The organism is Saccharibacillus kuerlensis DSM 22868 (genome assembly GCF_000378145.1).
In the GTDB taxonomy this organism is placed as follows: domain Bacteria; phylum Bacillota; class Bacilli; order Paenibacillales; family Paenibacillaceae; genus Saccharibacillus; species Saccharibacillus kuerlensis.
In genome coordinates this window covers 107,742-124,789 of the sequence record NZ_KB899277.1, presented here as the reverse complement: position 1 = coordinate 124,789, position 17,048 = coordinate 107,742, and the positions used below count along the sequence as shown (strand labels likewise).

15 protein-coding genes are annotated in these 17,048 nt (G+C 48.1%); 14 read left to right on the top strand and 1 reads right to left on the bottom strand.

What is annotated here, in order from left to right; all coding sequences use genetic code 11:
* Window positions 1–114: 114 nt before the first annotated feature.
* A complete protein-coding gene (locus tag F456_RS0100570) occupies window positions 115–1,692 on the bottom strand; it encodes a YifB family Mg chelatase-like AAA ATPase (protein ID WP_018975048.1) in 1,578 nt (525 codons plus the stop codon).
* 317 nt (window positions 1,693–2,009) lie between these two features.
* Between F456_RS0100570 and F456_RS0100565 the strand changes: the two genes are divergently transcribed.
* From F456_RS0100565 to F456_RS0100500, 14 genes are all read left to right on the top strand, one after another.
* A complete protein-coding gene (locus tag F456_RS0100565; RefSeq protein WP_018975047.1) occupies window positions 2,010–2,477 on the top strand; it encodes a MarR family winged helix-turn-helix transcriptional regulator in 468 nt (155 codons plus the stop codon).
* A gap of 306 nt (window positions 2,478–2,783) precedes the next feature.
* A complete protein-coding gene (gene sucC, locus F456_RS0100560; RefSeq protein WP_018975046.1) occupies window positions 2,784–3,944 on the top strand; it encodes an ADP-forming succinate--CoA ligase subunit beta in 1,161 nt (386 codons plus the stop codon).
* Between the two features lie 119 nt (window positions 3,945–4,063).
* Window positions 4,064–4,993 carry a succinate--CoA ligase subunit alpha gene (gene sucD, locus F456_RS0100555; RefSeq protein WP_018975045.1) on the top strand — a complete coding sequence of 310 codons (930 nt, stop codon included), beginning with the start codon at window positions 4,064–4,066 and terminating at the stop codon, window positions 4,991–4,993.
* A 156-nt stretch (window positions 4,994–5,149) separates the two neighbouring features.
* Entirely contained in the window at window positions 5,150–6,277 is a 1,128-nt protein-coding gene (dprA, locus tag F456_RS0100550) for a DNA-processing protein DprA (protein WP_018975044.1), read from the top strand.
* A 111-nt stretch (window positions 6,278–6,388) separates the two neighbouring features.
* A complete protein-coding gene (gene topA / locus F456_RS0100545; protein ID WP_018975043.1) occupies window positions 6,389–8,488 on the top strand; it encodes a type I DNA topoisomerase in 2,100 nt (699 codons plus the stop codon).
* A 22-nt stretch (window positions 8,489–8,510) separates the two neighbouring features.
* The gene (trmFO, locus tag F456_RS0100540) at window positions 8,511–9,860 is read left to right on the top strand and encodes an FADH(2)-oxidizing methylenetetrahydrofolate--tRNA-(uracil(54)-C(5))-methyltransferase TrmFO (RefSeq protein WP_018975042.1); all 1,350 of its coding nucleotides are present in this window, start codon (window positions 8,511–8,513) and stop codon (window positions 9,858–9,860) included.
* 27 nt (window positions 9,861–9,887) lie between these two features.
* A complete protein-coding gene (gene hslV, locus F456_RS0100535) occupies window positions 9,888–10,427 on the top strand; it encodes an ATP-dependent protease subunit HslV (RefSeq protein ID WP_018975041.1) in 540 nt (179 codons plus the stop codon).
* 69 nt (window positions 10,428–10,496) lie between these two features.
* Entirely contained in the window at window positions 10,497–11,909 is a 1,413-nt protein-coding gene (gene hslU, locus F456_RS0100530; RefSeq protein ID WP_018975040.1) for an ATP-dependent protease ATPase subunit HslU, read from the top strand.
* Window positions 11,910–12,209: 300 nt separating this feature from the next.
* A complete protein-coding gene (flgB, locus tag F456_RS0100525) occupies window positions 12,210–12,614 on the top strand; it encodes a flagellar basal body rod protein FlgB (RefSeq protein WP_018975039.1) in 405 nt (134 codons plus the stop codon).
* Between the two features lie 2 nt (window positions 12,615–12,616).
* Window positions 12,617–13,069, top strand: a complete 453-nt coding sequence (flgC, locus tag F456_RS0100520; protein ID WP_018975038.1) for a flagellar basal body rod protein FlgC — start codon at window positions 12,617–12,619, stop codon at window positions 13,067–13,069.
* Window positions 13,070–13,153: 84 nt separating this feature from the next.
* Complete coding sequence (gene fliE / locus F456_RS0100515; RefSeq protein ID WP_018975037.1) at window positions 13,154–13,465, top strand: flagellar hook-basal body complex protein FliE; 312 nt, start codon at window positions 13,154–13,156, stop codon at window positions 13,463–13,465.
* Window positions 13,466–13,509: 44 nt separating this feature from the next.
* Window positions 13,510–15,099 (top strand): flagellar basal-body MS-ring/collar protein FliF, encoded by a 1,590-nt coding sequence (fliF, locus tag F456_RS0100510; RefSeq protein ID WP_026293560.1) that lies wholly within the window; start codon window positions 13,510–13,512, stop codon window positions 15,097–15,099.
* Between the two features lie 12 nt (window positions 15,100–15,111).
* Window positions 15,112–16,128 (top strand): flagellar motor switch protein FliG, encoded by a 1,017-nt coding sequence (gene fliG / locus F456_RS0100505; RefSeq protein ID WP_018975035.1) that lies wholly within the window; start codon window positions 15,112–15,114, stop codon window positions 16,126–16,128.
* Window positions 16,121–16,942, top strand: coding sequence for a FliH/SctL family protein (locus F456_RS0100500; RefSeq protein ID WP_018975034.1), 822 nt, complete (start codon window positions 16,121–16,123; stop codon window positions 16,940–16,942). Before fliG ends, F456_RS0100500 begins: the two co-directional genes overlap by 8 nt.
* The last annotated feature ends 106 nt before the right edge of the window (window positions 16,943–17,048 follow it).

Sequence of the window (17,048 nt, the reverse complement as noted above, 5' to 3'; positions counted from 1 at the left end):
AATTCATTAAGAAGAAAGATGCCGAAAAGACAGGATCTGATGCAGCCCGAATAAGCCTGCGCTCCAAGCGCCAGGCTTATTCGGGCTGCAAATAGGCATAGTTTGTATCTAAATCTATTCCGGCATCCGTCGATCCATCTGTCTGTACTGCAGGGCTTCCGCAATATGTTCCGTCCGAATTTCGTCCGAACCTTCCAGATCCGCAATAGTTAGCGCCAGTTTCAAAATTCGATCGCGAGAACGCATGCTTAAGCCCATAGCGCCGATCGCGTTTTCCAGCATCATCATCGCTTCTTGGCCCGGAGCAGCATATTTGCGGAGCAGAGCGCCGCTCAACTCGCTGTTGCACTGAAGAGACAGTGAACGATAGCGTTCCCTCTGCCGCAGTGAAGCTGCTTCGACCATACTTCGCAGCTCAGCGGAAGAAGCTCCTGGGCTTAGCCGCTCGTTTGGAGCGGGCTGCGGGACCTCTACCTGCATATCGATCCGGTCAAGCAAAGGGCCTGAAATGCGGCTGCGGTAGCGGGCAATCGCAAGCGGAGAGCAGGAGCAGGAGGATTGTCCGTCCTGCTCCCGCCCTCCGCCGCACGGACATGGATTCATGGAACAGGCCAGCATGAAATGCGCGGGAAATGTGAATGCGGCCCGGGCGCGGCTGATTGTGACCGTTCGATCTTCCAGGGGCTGACGAAGAACTTCAAGTGCACCACGTGAAAATTCCGGCAGTTCGTCAAGGAAGAGTACACCGCGATGAGCAAGGCTGACTTCACCGGGACGAGGGATCGATCCGCCTCCTGCCAGACCCGAGGGCGTGATCGTATGGTGAGGCGAACGAAATGGCCTGCGGCGTATCAATCCTTGACGTGCATTCTGTAGTCTTCCTGCCGCACTGAGAATCTTCGTCGTTTCCAGTGCTTCGCTTTCCCCTAGCTCCGGCATAATCCCAGGCAGGCGCTTGATCAGCATCGTTTTACCTGTACCCGGCGGTCCTGCCAACAAAATATTGTGCATGCCTGCTGCTGCAATGGTCAACGCTCGCTTGGCATGCTCCTGCCCCAGGACGTCTGCGTAATCTTCATAGTCTGAAGAATGCCGGTCAACTTCGGATCCTGGCTGACCCGAAATGAATCGAAGGCCTGCTTCATCAAAGGGGTAACACTTCTCTTTGCCGGAGGCAAGCTCCTGTCTGTGAGATTCCGGCACAAGCAGCCGAAGATGCGGCAGCGAGTAAACCTCCAGGCCGTCGACCAATGCCGCTTCGTCCGCACTGCCAGGAGGAATCAGAATAGCGTCAAAACCTTGTCGGCGAGCACAGTCGGCCATAGCCAGTACGCCTGGAACAGGACGAAGCGACCCATCGAGCGATAACTCGCCGACTGCGACAAAACGGCGCCCTTTTGGAAGTTCCAATTGTTCGTCGGTCAGCAGAATGCCCAGTGCAATAGCCAAATCGAGTGAAGAGCCTTCCTTACGTAGATCGGCCGGCGCAAGATTGATCGTAATACGGCGATTGGGAAAGCGAAAGCCGCAGTTCTTGATGGCGGCCTTGACGCGGTCGGTAGCTTCACGAATGGCTGAATCGGGCAGTCCAATGATTGCGGTTTGCGGCAGACCGTTCGTAATATCAACTTCAACTTCTACAATAACGCCGTCCACTCCATACAAGCAGGCGCTATAACTTTTTCCATACATAACAAAAACACCTCTTTTTCGCAAGATAACGGAATGGTTCCGCTTATATCGAAAAAGGGTGCTTCCTCTTTTTTCGGAATATGAGAATTCGATGGAAAATCTATCATTCATTATTAAACCGATAAGTTTGAAAGTCAAGGCCGTGCTATCCAGTATTTTTCCATGAAACCCACTATATGAGCGTTCTTTAAGGAGGTTTTTTACGGAAATTCACAGATAAAGTATTTACAACAATCAAATTTAATGCGATTATGTTTGTAAAGATTCTGGGAAATTTTTTTGGGAAATTCAGTCGTTAAAGAGGGGGAGTACGCAGAATGAGCAAAGTGAACGAATATCCGCAGCTGCAGTTGGAAAACATGCTGTGCTTCTCAATTTACGCCAGCTCGCGCGAAATCACTAAAATGTATCAGCCATACCTGGAAGACTTGGGTGTAACCTACTCGCAGTATTTGGTATTGATTGTATTGTGGGAGCAGGACGAAAGAACGGTTAAAGAATTGGGCGAAGAGCTGTTCCTGGATTCGGGTACGCTGACTCCACTGCTTAAGCGTCTGGAAAATGCAGGTCTTGTCGCACGCAATCGTTCGACGGAAGACGAGCGCAAAGTTTTCATTTCGCTTACGGACAAAGGGCGCGAGCTGCAGGCCAAAGCGGCGCGTATCCCGGAGTGCATGGCAAAAGATCTGAATATGGAAACTTCGGAATTTGTTGAACTGCTCGGTAGATTCCAGAACCTGCTTGCCCGGGCGCATCAGGTCAATGTAACTTCTTCCGGCAAGTAAAGGCGAGCATTTGATCAAGGCATGACTTTGAGTGACAAATAAAACCGGAACCCTCTAAGGGTTCCGGTTTTTGGCATACCGATTTTTAGCATACCGATTCTTAGCTTCACATTTTTTGTCGGAAGAAATAAAAAAGACTGGATAAGTACAATAAACGGTAGAGAAAAATGTCGAAAAAAGTGGAATAGTTCGAATTTTAAGAAAGCGTTTTAAAATTACTTGTCAGTCGTGCTATAATGATTGAGGTTGTACTTTTCTGCCTGGCAACCCGCCTGGTGCGAGCCAATTTGATAGGAGGATTCACACATGAATATCCACGAATATCAAGGCAAAGAAGTTTTGCAGCAGTACGGAGTCTCCGTGCCGCGCGGGAAGGTGGCGTTCAACGTCGAAGAAGCCGTGAATGCGGCCCGCGAACTCGGAAGTCCGGTCGTCGTCGTCAAGGCGCAGATCCATGCGGGCGGACGTGGCAAAGCCGGAGGGGTCAAAATTGCAAAAAGTCTGGATGAAGTGCGGACTTACGCTGAAGAATTGTTCGGTAAGGTACTCGTGACCCATCAGACAGGCCCTGAAGGTAAAGAAATTAAGCGGCTTCTGATCGAAGAAGGCTGCGATATCAAAAAAGAATATTATGTTGGCGTTGTTGTTGACCGGGGTACGGGAAGTGTCGTACTGATGGCCTCGGAAGAAGGCGGTACGGAGATTGAGGAAGTGGCTGCCGCCACTCCGGAAAAGATCTTCCGTGAGGTCGTTGACCCAGCAGTCGGATTGCAGCCGTTCCAAGCGCGTCGTCTGGCGTATGCAATCAACATTCCGAAAGAATTAGTGAACAAAGCGGCTAAGTTCATGATGGCGCTCTACAGCGCATTCGTGGATAAAGACTGCTCGATTGCCGAAATCAATCCGCTTGTTGTTACCGGTGGAGGCGAAGTCATGGCGCTCGATGCCAAACTGAACTTCGATTCCAATTCGCTGTTCCGTCACAAAGATGTTTTGGCGCTTCGCGACCTGGATGAGGAAGACGAAAAAGAAATTGCGGCTTCCAAGTTTGATCTTAGCTATATCGCTCTGGATGGCAACATCGGCTGCATGGTTAACGGTGCAGGTCTGGCGATGGCAACGATGGATATCATCAAGTACTACGGCGGCGAACCCGCGAACTTCCTGGACGTAGGGGGCGGTGCAACAAAGGAAAAGGTGACGGAAGCATTCAAGATCATCCTTTCCGATCCGGAAGTCAAAGGAATTTTCATTAATATCTTTGGCGGAATTATGCGCTGTGACGTTATTGCGGACGGTGTGGTCGAGGCGGCTAAACAGGTCAAACTGGACAAGCCTCTCGTCGTACGTCTTGAAGGAACAAACGTCGATCTCGGCAAAAAGATTTTGAACGAATCGGGACTCAACATCGTATCTGCAGACTCGATGGCCGATGGCGCGCAAAAAATCGTCGAGCTGGTGCGTTAATCAAGTTCGATTTGTTGTGCAGACCGAACAGGCAGCATGGTTAACGTATAGGCAGAATCACCTGAATCACCGCGGCGTCAGTTTCGCAAACCGACTTTAAACGGAGGATGTGGATCGGCATGAGTATTCTGGTTGATAAAAATACAAAAGTGATTACACAGGGCATTACAGGCGAGACAGGTCTTTTCCATACAAAGGGTGCACTGGAGTATGGAACGCAGATGGTAGGCGGCGTGACCCCAGGTAAGGGTGGCACGGAAGTTGAGATCCAACTCGAGAGCGGCAGCAGCGTGAAGCTTCCGGTATTCAATACGGTAAACGAGGCTGTAGCGGCAACGGGTGCTACGGCAAGCGTAATCTACGTGCCGCCAGCATTTGCCGCAGATTCGATTATGGAAGCGGTAGACGCGGAGCTTGACCTTGTTATCTGTATTACGGAAGGCATTCCGGTACTGGACATGGTTAAAGTCAAACGGTACATGGAAGGCAAGAAGACTGTTCTGATCGGACCAAACTGTCCGGGAGTCATTACGCCGGACGAATGCAAAATCGGCATTATGCCGGGTTATATCCATAAAGCGGGCAAAGTAGGCGTCGTATCCCGAAGCGGAACGCTGACCTACGAAGCTGTACATCAACTGACTACACGCGGTATCGGTCAGTCCACGGCAGTCGGTATCGGCGGCGACCCGGTCAAGGGTTCCGAATTTATCGACATCCTGAAGCTTTTCAACGAAGATGAAGGCACACAGGCGGTTGTTATGATCGGTGAAATTGGCGGTACAGCCGAAGAAGAAGCGGCTGAGTGGGTCAAAGCTAATATGACCAAACCAGTTGTCGGTTTTATCGGTGGTGCTACGGCGCCTGAAGGCAAGCGGATGGGACATGCCGGTGCCATTATTTCGGGTGGTAAAGGCACTGCGGCGGAGAAAATTTCCAAGCTCGAAGAGTGCGGAATTCGTGTAGCTCCAACTCCGGCCGAAATGGGTGCAACGCTCGTCTCCGTTCTTGAAGAACGCGGAATTTTGGACACGTTCACAGCGGGTTGATTTTCGGGCCGATTGTCTGTAAATTTATACAAAACGAACGATAATACAGTAAGATGTGCGAACAAGGCAGGCAGCCTTTCTTTCCTCTTGGGAAGAAAGGCTGCTTTTTGCGTTTTTTCGCCATACTGTTGGGAAAATGAAGGGAGAGAATGCTAAATGACCGGACAACGACTGTCAGAAGCGATGTGGCTGCTGGCACTGCATGAAACGAAGGGAATAGGCTGGCTCAGCCTGCAGACGCTGCTCAAGATTGTATCGAATAACGGTATTCCTTATGAAGAACTCTTTCAAATGAAGGAACGGGATTGGAAAGAATACGGAGCAGAATCCAAGTTAGCTGCCGCCGCGGGAAACTTAAATGAAGATCAGACTTGGCAGCGAATTGAATATTTGCGCAGTCAGGGGATTGAACCGGTTACTTTTTTGGACAATGAATATCCTGTTCTAATGAAGGAAACCGTCAAACCACCCTGGGTATTATATACGATCGGCCGCAGGGAATTGTTGAACGATTTCGGAATCGCTATTGTAGGGACACGTGCTCCCACCACTTACGGCCGCGTCATATGCGAAAGGATCGCCGGTTCGCTTGCCGAACGGGGAGTATGTTTAACTAGCGGAATGGCTAGAGGCATCGACGGGGTTTGTCATAGGGAAGCTCTTCGGCGCGGAGGAGCGACTATTGCCGTATTGGGTGCGGGACCGGATGTGATCTATCCTCCTGAACATCGGCAGCTGTACCGTGAAATTGCCGAGCAGGGGCTGATCGTATCGGAATTTCCGCCGGGCACCCGTCCTTCTCCCGGTCTGTTTCCGCTGCGGAATCGAATTATTGCCGGACTTTCCCAAGGTGTGTTGATTGTCGAGGCAGCAGAAAGAAGCGGTTCATTGATCACAGCCGATTGTGCGCTTGACAGCGGCCGAGACGTATTTGCAGTGCCGGGACCTGTTACATCGCCGAAAAGTATGGGAACATTTAAGCTTATCAAAAATGGGGCAAAACCGTGCGCCAGCGCAGAAGACATTTTGGAGGAATATGCGCATCTCTTCATTCCTTCCCCGCAGAGCATCGCAAAAAAAGAGGTACATGAAAAATTGACAAAAGAGGAGCGGAAGATATACGTTATATTGGAGCAAGGGGATGCAAGCATTGACGAACTGCAGCGGAAGACATCTTGGGAGTTTGGACTTTTGCATTCCGTTCTGCTATCGTTGATCATAAAAAGCCAGGTAAAGTCGCTCTCCGGTGCCGTTTATACATGGATAGGAGAACCGCCCCACTGACCCCAAACGACAACGAATTTACATTAATCATGCTAATAATTGAAAATGACGCGGTTCAGGGCAAGGGGCTCGGAAAGCCGCGTCTGCATAACCTGAGAGGAGGACGAACCTATGGCAGATTCGCTCGTTATCGTAGAATCGCCCGCAAAGGCGAAGACGATCGGCAAGTACTTAGGCAGTAAATTTATCGTTAAAGCATCCATGGGACATATTCGGGATCTGCCTAAAAGCCAAATTGGTGTTGAGGTCGAAAATGAATTTAATCCAAAATATATTACGATTCGCGGCAAAGGTTCTATCCTGAAAGAATTGAAAGATGCCAGTAAAAAAGTTAAAAAAGTCTATCTCGCGGCCGACCCGGATCGTGAAGGAGAAGCCATTGCCTGGCATTTGGCGCATGCGCTCGATATCGACAATGTACAGGATTGCCGCGTCGTATTTAACGAGATCACCAAACAAGCGGTTAAGGACGCATTTAAGACCCCTCGGCCAATCAATATGGATTTGGTCAACGCTCAGCAGGCCCGGCGTATTCTTGACCGGCTTGTCGGTTACAAGATCAGTCCGCTGCTTTGGAAAAAAGTGAAAAAGGGTTTGTCCGCTGGACGTGTACAATCGGTAGCCGTGAAACTGATTATTGACCGGGAAAATGAGATTGCCGAATTTGTACCGGAGGAATACTGGAGCATAACGGCCAGGCTCGCTGTCAAAGGCAACGACTTCGAAGCGAAGTTCCATCAGTTGGACGGAGGCAAGAAAGAGCTTCGCAGCGAACAGGATGTTCAGGAAGTGTTGGGTGCTTTAGAAGGAAAGGATTTTGTCGTAGGCGAAGTGAAAGAAAGAGAGCGCCAACGCCATCCATCCCCTCCGTTTACGACAAGCTCACTGCAGCAGGAGGCCGCTCGTAAATTGAATTTCCGCGCAGCTAAGACGATGTCGGTCGCTCAGCAGCTTTATGAAGGTATTGATCTCGGTAAGGAAGGCACGGTCGGTTTGATCACGTATATGCGTACCGATTCCACCCGTGTTGCCGGCAGTGCCCAGGAAGAAGGCAAAGCATTTATCACCGAGCGTTACGGCGAAAAGTTTGTACCTGAGACGCCTCGTCAATATTCCAAAAAATCGGCGGGATCTCAGGATGCGCACGAAGCGGTTCGCCCGACTTCAATCGAGCGGGATCCGGAATCGATGAAAGCGTTTATGAGCCGGGATCAATTTCGTTTGTATAAACTGATCTGGGAACGTTTTGTCGCCAGTCAAATGTCTTCGGCGGTTCTTGATACGCTTTCGGTCGATATTGCGGCAGGCAGTGCGACATTCCGGGCTGTTGGTTCGAAAGTTCGTTTTCAGGGCTTCATGAAAGTCTATGTGGAAGGCAATGATGACGGCAGTGTGGAAGAAGACAAATTTTTGCCGGCGCTTGCCAAGGGTGACAAGCTGGATCGCAAAGAAGTTGAGCCGAAACAGCATTTCACTCAACCGCCTCCGCGCTATACAGAAGCCCGGCTCGTAAAAACGCTTGAAGAGTTGGGAATTGGTCGTCCGAGTACGTATGCCCCAACTTTAGAGACCATTCAAAAACGCGGCTATGTTGCCATCGAAGAGAAGAAGTTCATGCCGACGGAGCTCGGAGAACTGATCAACGAGCAGATGGAGCAGTTCTTCCCCGAAATTCTGGATGCCGAATTCACCGCGCAGATGGAGAAAAACCTTGACCACGTGGAAGAAGGCGAAGAGCAATGGGTACGTGTTCTCCAAGAGTTCTACGGTACGTTTGAGAAGCGCCTTGAGTTCGCTGAAGAAGAAATGAAAGAAATTGAGATTCAAGATGAAGTGTCGGACGAAATATGCGAAAAATGCGGCAAGCCGTTGGTATACAAAATGGGACGTTTTGGCAAGTTTCTGGCTTGCTCAGGCTTCCCGGACTGCCGCAATACACGCCCAATCATCAAAAACATCGGCGTAACTTGTCCGAAATGCAAAGAAGGACATGTAGTCGAACGACGCAGCAAAAAAGGTCGTATCTTTTACGGCTGCGATAAGTATCCGGAGTGCGACTTTGTATCATGGGATCGGCCTTCTGCAAAGCCGTGTCAGGTATGCGGTTCTTTGATGATAGAAAAGCGCAGCAAGCAGGGGACGAAGCTGCAGTGTACGTCATGCGATCATACAGAACTTCTGGAAGACAACGAAGACACGGCAGAAGCTTAACTTAATATAGGGGGAACATGAAGTGAGCATCAATCAAGAATCGAACAACCAGAGAGTAACGGTAATTGGAGCAGGTCTAGCAGGAAGCGAGGCGGCTTGGCAGATTGCCAGCCGCGGCGTACCGGTTACACTTTACGAAATGCGGCCGAAAGTCAAAACGCCGGCCCATCATACTTCTTATTTTGCGGAATTGGTGTGCAGTAACTCGCTGCGGGCGAATGGTTTCACGGGAGCAGTTGGCGTATTGAAAGAAGAAATGCGCCGGCTCGATTCTCTGGTTATCGGCAAAGCCGATGCCAGTTCGGTACCTGCTGGCGGCGCACTCGCTGTCGACCGCGATCTTTTCTCGGGAGGCATCACACAGGCGCTGAAAGAGCATCCGCTTGTCGATGTACGGGAAGAGGAAGTAACAGAAATTCCAGAGGATGGGATTACGGTCATTGCGACTGGCCCGCTAACTTCTCCATCGTTATCGGCGCAGATTAAAGGCTTCATGGGTGAAGAGTATTTTTACTTTTATGATGCGGCTGCACCGATTATTGAAAAAGATTCTATCGATATGGATAAAGTTTATTTGGCTTCCCGTTACGACAAGGGTGAAGCTGCATACTTGAACTGCCCTATGACCGAAGAAGAATTTAATCGCTTCTACGAGGCACTGATTGCAGCGGAAACCGCCGAGCTTAAAGAATTCGAAAAAGAAATTTATTTCGAAGGCTGTATGCCGATTGAAGTGATGATGCGCCGAGGTCGTCAGACGGCTCTGTTCGGTCCGATGAAACCTGTTGGTCTACCGGACCCTCGTACGGGTAAGATTCCTTATGCCGTCGTGCAGCTGCGCCAGGACAACGCGGCAGGTACGCTGTATAACCTGGTCGGTTTCCAGACTCACTTGAAGTGGGGTGAGCAGAAGCGGGTATTCCAGATGATTCCGGGTCTTGAAAACGTAGATATCATTCGCTACGGGGTCATGCACCGCAATACGTTCATCAACTCGCCAAAGCTGCTTGAGCCGACCTATCAGTGCAAAAATCGTCCAAACCTTTTCTTCGCCGGACAAATGACCGGTGTTGAAGGATACGTCGAATCGGCTGCATCCGGCCTGATTGCCGGTATCAATGCAGCACATCTGGCACTGGGACGCGAACCGATTGTATTCCCGGAGGAAACGACTCTCGGCGGTATGGCACGATACATTACGAATGCCGATCCGGAACATTTCCAGCCGATGAATGCCAATTTCGGTTTGCTGCCGAAGCCTGAACAGAAAATTCGCAATAAAAAAGAAAAAAATGAAGCTCTGGCAATGCGCGCGCTCGATAAGCTGGCGTCGTTTACGGAAGAACATTCGCTGAACGCCGTACGCAGCTGATCGCGCCGCAGGAAAAGGAGGATCACAATGGACATCTCGTTTCATGCAACGACTATTTGCGCAGTACGTAAAAACGGTAAAGCCGCAATCGCAGGTGACGGACAAGTAACCATGGGTCAGAACGTCATCATGAAGCAGCATGCCAAAAAGGTCCGCAGATTGTACAGAGGTCAGGTATTGGCCGGTTTTGCAGGCTCTGTCGGCGACGCAATTACTTTGTTCGAAAAGTTTGAAGCCAAGCTTGAAGAGCATCAGGGCAATCTGCAGAGAGCTGCTGTCGAACTGGTAAAAGAATGGCGAACGGATCAAATGCTGCGTAAGCTTGAAGCATTGATGATCGTGATGGACAAAGATGGCATGCTGTTGATTTCGGGCAACGGAGAAATTATTGAACCGGATGACGATATTATCGCTATCGGTTCCGGAGGCAATTTCGCTTTGTCGGCGGCACGTGCTCTTAAGCGTCATGCGGAACTTGAAGCCAAAGAGATTGCACGGGAGTCACTGCAAATCGCTGCTGAGATTTGCGTCTATACGAACGACAACATTATCGTCGAAGAACTTTAACGCCAATTAAGGTATAGGTTCAGCCGTTTAACCGGTTGTGCATATACCATAGAAGTGGAGGTTACGGTCATGAAAAACGAAACCCTGACACCGCGTGAAATCGTAGCGGAATTGGACAAGTATATCGTAGGACAGAAAAAGGCAAAGAGGTCGGTAGCAGTAGCTTTGCGTAATCGCTACCGTCGTAATCTGCTGCCTGAAGAAGTCCGGGACGAAGTGGTGCCGAAAAATATTTTGATGATTGGTCCTACCGGCGTCGGTAAAACGGAAATTGCACGTCGTTTGGCGAAGCTTGTCGGGGCACCGTTTATTAAAGTGGAAGCGACAAAGTTTACGGAAGTTGGCTATGTCGGGCGTGATGTCGAAGCAATGGTTCGGGATTTGGTAGAAACTTCTATCCGCATGGTTAAAGCGGAGCGTACCGAAAAGGTAAAAGACCGTGCGGAAGAAATGGCAAATGAACGCATTGTCGAAATTTTGGTGCCTGCGGCCAAGTCATCGTCTTCTTCGCAGCGGAATCCGTTTGAAATGCTTTTCGGCGGCCAAGGGAAGAGCACACCTGAACCTGAGCCAGAGAAAACCAGTTACGAAGAAGGCAGCCTTAGCGAACGCCGTCGTAAAGTCCGGTTCGATCTGTTAGCCGGCAAGTTGGAAGAGGATGTTATTGAAATCGACGTCGAAGACGCGATGCCGAATATGTTCGATATGCTCGCTGGACAAGGCAATGACCAAATGGGTATGAATATTCAGGAAATGCTCGGAAACTTTATGCCTAAGCGAACTAAGCGTCGTAAACTGCCGATCAGAGAAGCCCGCAAAGCCTTGATTCAGGAGGAAGCTTCAAAGCTGATCGATATGGACGATGTCAATCAGGAAGCGGTGCGCCGTGCCGAGCAGTCCGGTATTATTTTCATCGACGAAATTGATAAGGTTGCCGGGAGCGGAAGAGGACATGGACCCGATGTGTCTCGTGAAGGGGTCCAGAGAGATATTCTTCCTATTGTCGAAGGATCGACAATCGTTACAAAATATGGCCCGGTAAAGACGGATTATATTTTGTTTATTGCAGCCGGTGCTTTCCACGTTTCCAAGCCTTCGGATCTTATTCCCGAACTGCAGGGCAGATTCCCGATTCGGGTTGAGCTGGAAAGTCTCACTTTGGAAGATTTCATTGCTATTTTGACAGAGCCGCAAAATGCATTGACCAAACAGTATATCGATTTGTTGAAAACCGAGAACATTGAAATCGGATTTTCACAAGAAGCTATCTACGAAATTGCAAGCATAGCGGCCTCAGTAAATCAAAATACAGAAAATATCGGTGCGCGTCGACTTCATACCATCCTTGAAAAGCTGCTTGAAGACTTGTCTTTTGAGGCTCCTGAACTGAATTTGGAACAAATGACGATCACACCGGAATATGTGCGTGAGAAACTGTCCGATATTGCCAAAGATCGTGATCTTAGCCAATATATTTTATGACGCAAATCAATTGAATTTTGCTGTAATCGTCGCTTAATGAAGGTTTGAAAAAAAATAAGATAAAGCCCCGTCTTTCTATAACAGAAAGATAGGGCTTTTTTCTCATTGTTTTATAGGCCCAACTCTAAGAAACTTAGTATAGATATTAAGGGGACAGCGACGTGAGTCATGTATGAAGAAGATGCGGTTAAGAAATGCATCTATTTTTAGACAAAACTGTAAAAAAACAATAGTGAAATTGAAATTTCTTATGTATAATCTATAAAACTATAAGGCTTATTAACTAAAGGAGTGGAATCGATGAATATTTTGAACGATGCTGGCTTTAATCGTCTTAGAAGCGCGATCAATGCTTCGAACACAAGACAACAAGTAATTTCCAACAACATTGCGAACGCGGATACGCCGTATTTCAAACGTTCCGAAGTATCCTTTGAGAACTTGCTTCAGTCGGAAATGAACGGTGTAAGTTCGATTAAAGGGCGGATGACAAATCCCCGGCATATCGTAATCGGTTCCGCTTCTATTCCTACTGCAAAAATCAACACAGATAACAGCACGGCAATGAACAACAATATGAACAACGTAGATATTGATAGTGAAATGACAGGCCTTGCTGAAAACCAGCTGCGATATAACACTTACATCGAAGAAGTCAATCATCAAATCAAAATGATGCGTACAGCACTGGGAGGCAATGGTTAATAATGAGAATCAGCAGCGGATTTGACGTAAACGCTTCGGCCTTGACGGCACAACGTCTCCGAATGGATATTATATCGTCCAATATTGCTAATGCCGACACAACAAGAGCTCAAGTTGTAAACGGAGAGGTTCAGCCTTACAGACGTAAAGTTGCAATACTGTCCGAAAACAATCAGACGCCCTTTGCAAAATCGTTGAATGCGGCAATGAATGGGAAAAGTCCGGCAAGCGGCGTGAAGATCACAGGAATTCATGAAGACAGCGAACCGTTCAAGCTGGTCTACAACCCAACTCATCCAGATGCAGACAGAAACGGATACGTTCAAATGCCGAACGTTGACATTGCAAAAGAAATGGTGGACATGATTTCGGCAACACGTTCTTACGAAGCGAATGTAACGGCATTGAATGCAACGAAATCAATGATTTCAAAAGCTCTGCAAATCGGAAAATAAGATTTAGATTCAGTTGGTACGGCTTCGGATAAAATTCAAAGAAATACGGCCGTATAAGCGAGCCGATCAGAAAGGGAGATTGCGATGATTCAAAATCATATGTTCAACCCGGCACAAGTTGCCAACCGTACGATTTCCGGACTTCAAGACAAGTCGATTTCCACACCGCAGGAAACGATGCAGGACTTCGGTCAATATCTGCAAAATGCTTTGCAGGGAGTTGCCGATATGGAGAAAACGGCAGACACAACTGGAAAACAGTTTATGATCGGACAAGCTAACGTAGACGAAGTTATGATTACTGCTGAAAAAGCTCTTCTCGGACTTCAAATGACTTCGCAAGTGCGTAACAAAGTGATCGAAGCTTATCAGGAAGTCATGCGTACACAACTGTAATTTCAAAGTAAATTAAGCATAATGCTGCGTAGTGGGGTGAAATTGTGAACGAAAGACTGACCCGAATGAGGGATTCGCTCTTGGGGTACTGGAACCGACTCAGCAAAACCCAAAAGGCCCTGCTGGTATCGACTGTCGCTATTACACTGCTGACAATCGTGATTCTGACCATGCAGTTTTCAAAAACACAATACGAAGTGGCCTTTAGAGATATGACTAGCGAAGATTCGGCTGCGGCTATGGCTTACTTGGATTCAGCCGGGATTCCTTATCAACTGAGTCCGGATGGCAAGAGTTTGTCTGTGCCAAGTACTAACGCTGCAAAAGTGCGGGTGGATATCGCATCACAAGGCATTATTCAAAATGGATCGATTGGATTCAACAAAATGTTTGGCACGACAACCTCAGCTCTTGGCATGACCGAAAATGAGTTCGATGTGAAATACAAAAGCGCTTTGAGCGGCGAAGTCGAATCATTGCTCAGAATGATGAGCGGTGTTGAGACCGCAAAAGTTTTGGTGAATCTGCCGGAAAGAAGCCTATTTGCAAGTACAGAGGATCAAGAACAAGCTTCGGCATCGGTCGTTATGACATTCAAACCGGGTTTTCGCCCGAGTCAGGAAGTTATTGACGGCTACTTCAATCTCGTAAAGACTTCAGTGCCGAATCTTCCGCTCGATAATATTACAATTACAAGCGATAACACTGAACTGTACGCCTCGAACGCGGGTAACGGTTTTGGAGCAGGTTCCGCAGGGGCGATTCAAGATAACCTGGCTATTCAGCGTAAATATGAAAGTGATATTGAAAAAAGCGTAAAGATGTTTCTCTCAAATATTGTCGGTCCCGACAAAGTCAATGTGCTTGTCGCTTCGAAGTTGAATTTTGACCAGGTAAATACGAATGAACTTCGGTATGAGCCGGTAGATGAAGAAAATATGCGAGGAATCGAAATCAGCGTTCAGGATATACAGGAAAGTTATACGGGCGCTGCAGGTTCAAACAGTGGAGTAGCTGGAACGGGTACAGAGGCTGTGCCTACTTATCCAGGGGATACTGCTGCAGGGCAATCTACTTCGGAGAATTCCAATCGGATTGTCAATTATCAAGTCGACCAAATCACCAGGCAAATTGTTCAAAGCCCTTATATCGTTAGAGATTTAACCATAAACGTGGCAATTGAACCACCTGAGGGCCAAACAACATTGGACGAAGGTACTCGAGAGAATATTGAAGGGATCTTGGCGAACATTATTGGTGCTTCTCTTGCAGATTCCGGTGTCGAGTATACGACCGATGATATCGAAGCGAAAGCACTCGTGTTTTCTTCAGTGGCTGCAGGACAAACGGAAGAAGCCGATACAGGAATTTCCAGAACGCTGTTGTGGAGCATTATTGGAGGACTTGTCGCCCTATTGGGTGTTGCAGCTTTCCTGATTGTGCGAAGAAGACGGAAAAATCGCGAAGAAGAACTGCTCGAAGAAATGGAACTGCCGACACCGGCAGAGATGCCTTCCATCAATCTGGATACAGTCAGCGGAGAAAGTCAGATGCGAAAACAGCTTGAATCACTCGCCAAAAAGAAACCGGATGAGTTCGTCAATCTGCTGCGCACCTGGTTAGCCGACGAATAGGAGTGAAAAAGTGTGGCTAAAGCAAGCGCGCAAACTTTAAGCGGACGGCAGAAAGCGGCCATTCTGTTGATTTCGCTTGGGCCTGAAGTTTCGGCTCAAATATTCAAACATTTACGTGACGAAGAAATCGAGCAGTTGACGCTTGAGATCGCCAATGTACGCAAGGTCGACAGTACCGAGAAAGATACGGTTCTTGCCGAATTCCATCAGATTTGCTTGGCACAGGAGTATATTTCGCAAGGCGGTATCAATTATGCGAAGGATATTCTGCAAAAAGCACTTGGAGAGCAGAAGGCACTTGAAGTCATTAATCGTCTGACAGCTACACTTCAAGTTCGTCCGTTTGACTTTGCACGCAAAGCGGATCCAAGTCAAATTTTGAATTTTATCCAGAACGAAAATCCACAGACGATTGCACTTGTTCTTTCCTACCTAAAATTTGATCAGGCGTCGGTCATTCTGTCCTCGCTTCCTCAGGAAAAACAAGCTGAAGTGGCAAGACGGATTGCGATGATGGATAGCACTTCTCCGGAAGTTATCGCTCAAGTTGAACGTGTGCTGGAGCAAAAACTTTCCTCTACCGTTACTCAAGATTTTGCGACGGCAGGCGGAGTCGAATCTATTGTATCTATTCTCAACGGCGTCGACCGGGGAACGGAACGTACCATACTGGATTCTCTGGAGATTCAAGATCCGGAATTGGCAGAAGAAATCAAAAAGAGAATGTTCGTATTCGAAGATATTGTCAATATTGACGATCGTTCCATTCAGCGGATTATCCGCGATCTGGAAAATGCCGACCTGCAGCTTGCACTTAAAGTTGCCAGTGAGGAAGTACGCGAAGTTGTCTTCAAAAATATGTCCAAGCGTATGGCTGAGACTTTCCGCGAGGAAATGGAATTCATGGGGCCAGTACGGCTGCGTGACGTTGAAGAAGCTCAAACTCGTATTGTAACGATCATCCGTAAGTTGGAAGAGTCGGGTGAGATTATTATCGCACGCGGCGGAGGAGATGATATCATTGTCTAACCTCATTAAGTCTTCGCAATATGTACCCAAGGAAGAGTTTGTGAAGCTCGATCTGCATCGGCATTATGCTGCGAAACAGGAACATTCCGACGAAGATCGCGAACCCGGACTACCGGTTGCAGATCAGCAAACGGTAATGCTTAAGGATGAAATGATTCGCGATGCGCAAGAATTCGCCGAGCTTCAAATCCGGGAAGCCGCCGAACAATCGGAGAGAATGTTGGTCGAAGCGCAGCAGCAGATCGAAATCTGGTGGCAGGAAAGACGCGAACAGGACGAACATCTGGTAGAGGCAATCAAATCTCAAGGGTTCCGCGAAGGATATGAGGAAGGCAAGATTCAAGCGGAAGCAGAAATCTTGATTCGAATGCAGCAGGCAGCCGAAGAATCACAGGCTCTCATTCAGGAAGCGGTTCGGACAAAAGAAGAAATTATTCAAGAAGCCGAACCTTTCCTGGTTGAGCTCAGCTCGGCAATTGCAGAGAAAGTAATCGACCGTAAATTGGGTGATGACGAAGAGTTGACGTTGAGTCTGATTCGTAAAACTTTGCTGCGAAAAAGGGAACAAGGAACGATTGCACTGTGCGTCGCTCCTTCACAATTCTCCTTAATCAATTCTGCGCGTGAAGAGCTTGCTATGTCGATTGATTCCCAGGCGGAATTGCAAATTCTCCCTGATGCTACTGTTCAAGACCGTGGATGCGTAATTCGATCAAACTTTGGAAGCGTCGATGCCAGAATTGATACACAATTGGCAGAGATCAAAAGAGAACTGTTAAGACTTGCCCGTCATGAAGAAGATTCAAATGCTTAATTCGTGAAATGACTGGGAATTCCTCCAAAGACGTACAAATTGGTGGAGGTACTAGTCAATTCTCATTGGAGTAGGAAGTGTAGTAGGGTACGGGGGTTTTTTGAAT

Excerpts from the sequence above, each read along its gene's own strand:
- F456_RS0100570 (WP_018975048.1), bottom strand. The coding sequence starts at position 1,692 with ATGTATGGAAAAAGTTATAGCGCCTGCTTGTATGGAGTGGACGGCGTT.
- F456_RS0100565 (WP_018975047.1), top strand. The coding sequence starts at position 2,010 with ATGAGCAAAGTGAACGAATATCCGCAGCTGCAGTTGGAAAACATGCTG.
- sucC (WP_018975046.1), top strand. The coding sequence starts at position 2,784 with ATGAATATCCACGAATATCAAGGCAAAGAAGTTTTGCAGCAGTACGGA.
- sucD (WP_018975045.1), top strand. The coding sequence starts at position 4,064 with ATGAGTATTCTGGTTGATAAAAATACAAAAGTGATTACACAGGGCATT.
- dprA (WP_018975044.1), top strand. The coding sequence starts at position 5,150 with ATGACCGGACAACGACTGTCAGAAGCGATGTGGCTGCTGGCACTGCAT.
- topA (WP_018975043.1), top strand. The coding sequence starts at position 6,389 with ATGGCAGATTCGCTCGTTATCGTAGAATCGCCCGCAAAGGCGAAGACG.
- hslV (WP_018975041.1), top strand. The coding sequence starts at position 9,888 with ATGGACATCTCGTTTCATGCAACGACTATTTGCGCAGTACGTAAAAAC.
- hslU (WP_018975040.1), top strand. The coding sequence starts at position 10,497 with ATGAAAAACGAAACCCTGACACCGCGTGAAATCGTAGCGGAATTGGAC.
- flgB (WP_018975039.1), top strand. The coding sequence starts at position 12,210 with ATGAATATTTTGAACGATGCTGGCTTTAATCGTCTTAGAAGCGCGATC.
- flgC (WP_018975038.1), top strand. The coding sequence starts at position 12,617 with ATGAGAATCAGCAGCGGATTTGACGTAAACGCTTCGGCCTTGACGGCA.
- fliE (WP_018975037.1), top strand. The coding sequence starts at position 13,154 with ATGATTCAAAATCATATGTTCAACCCGGCACAAGTTGCCAACCGTACG.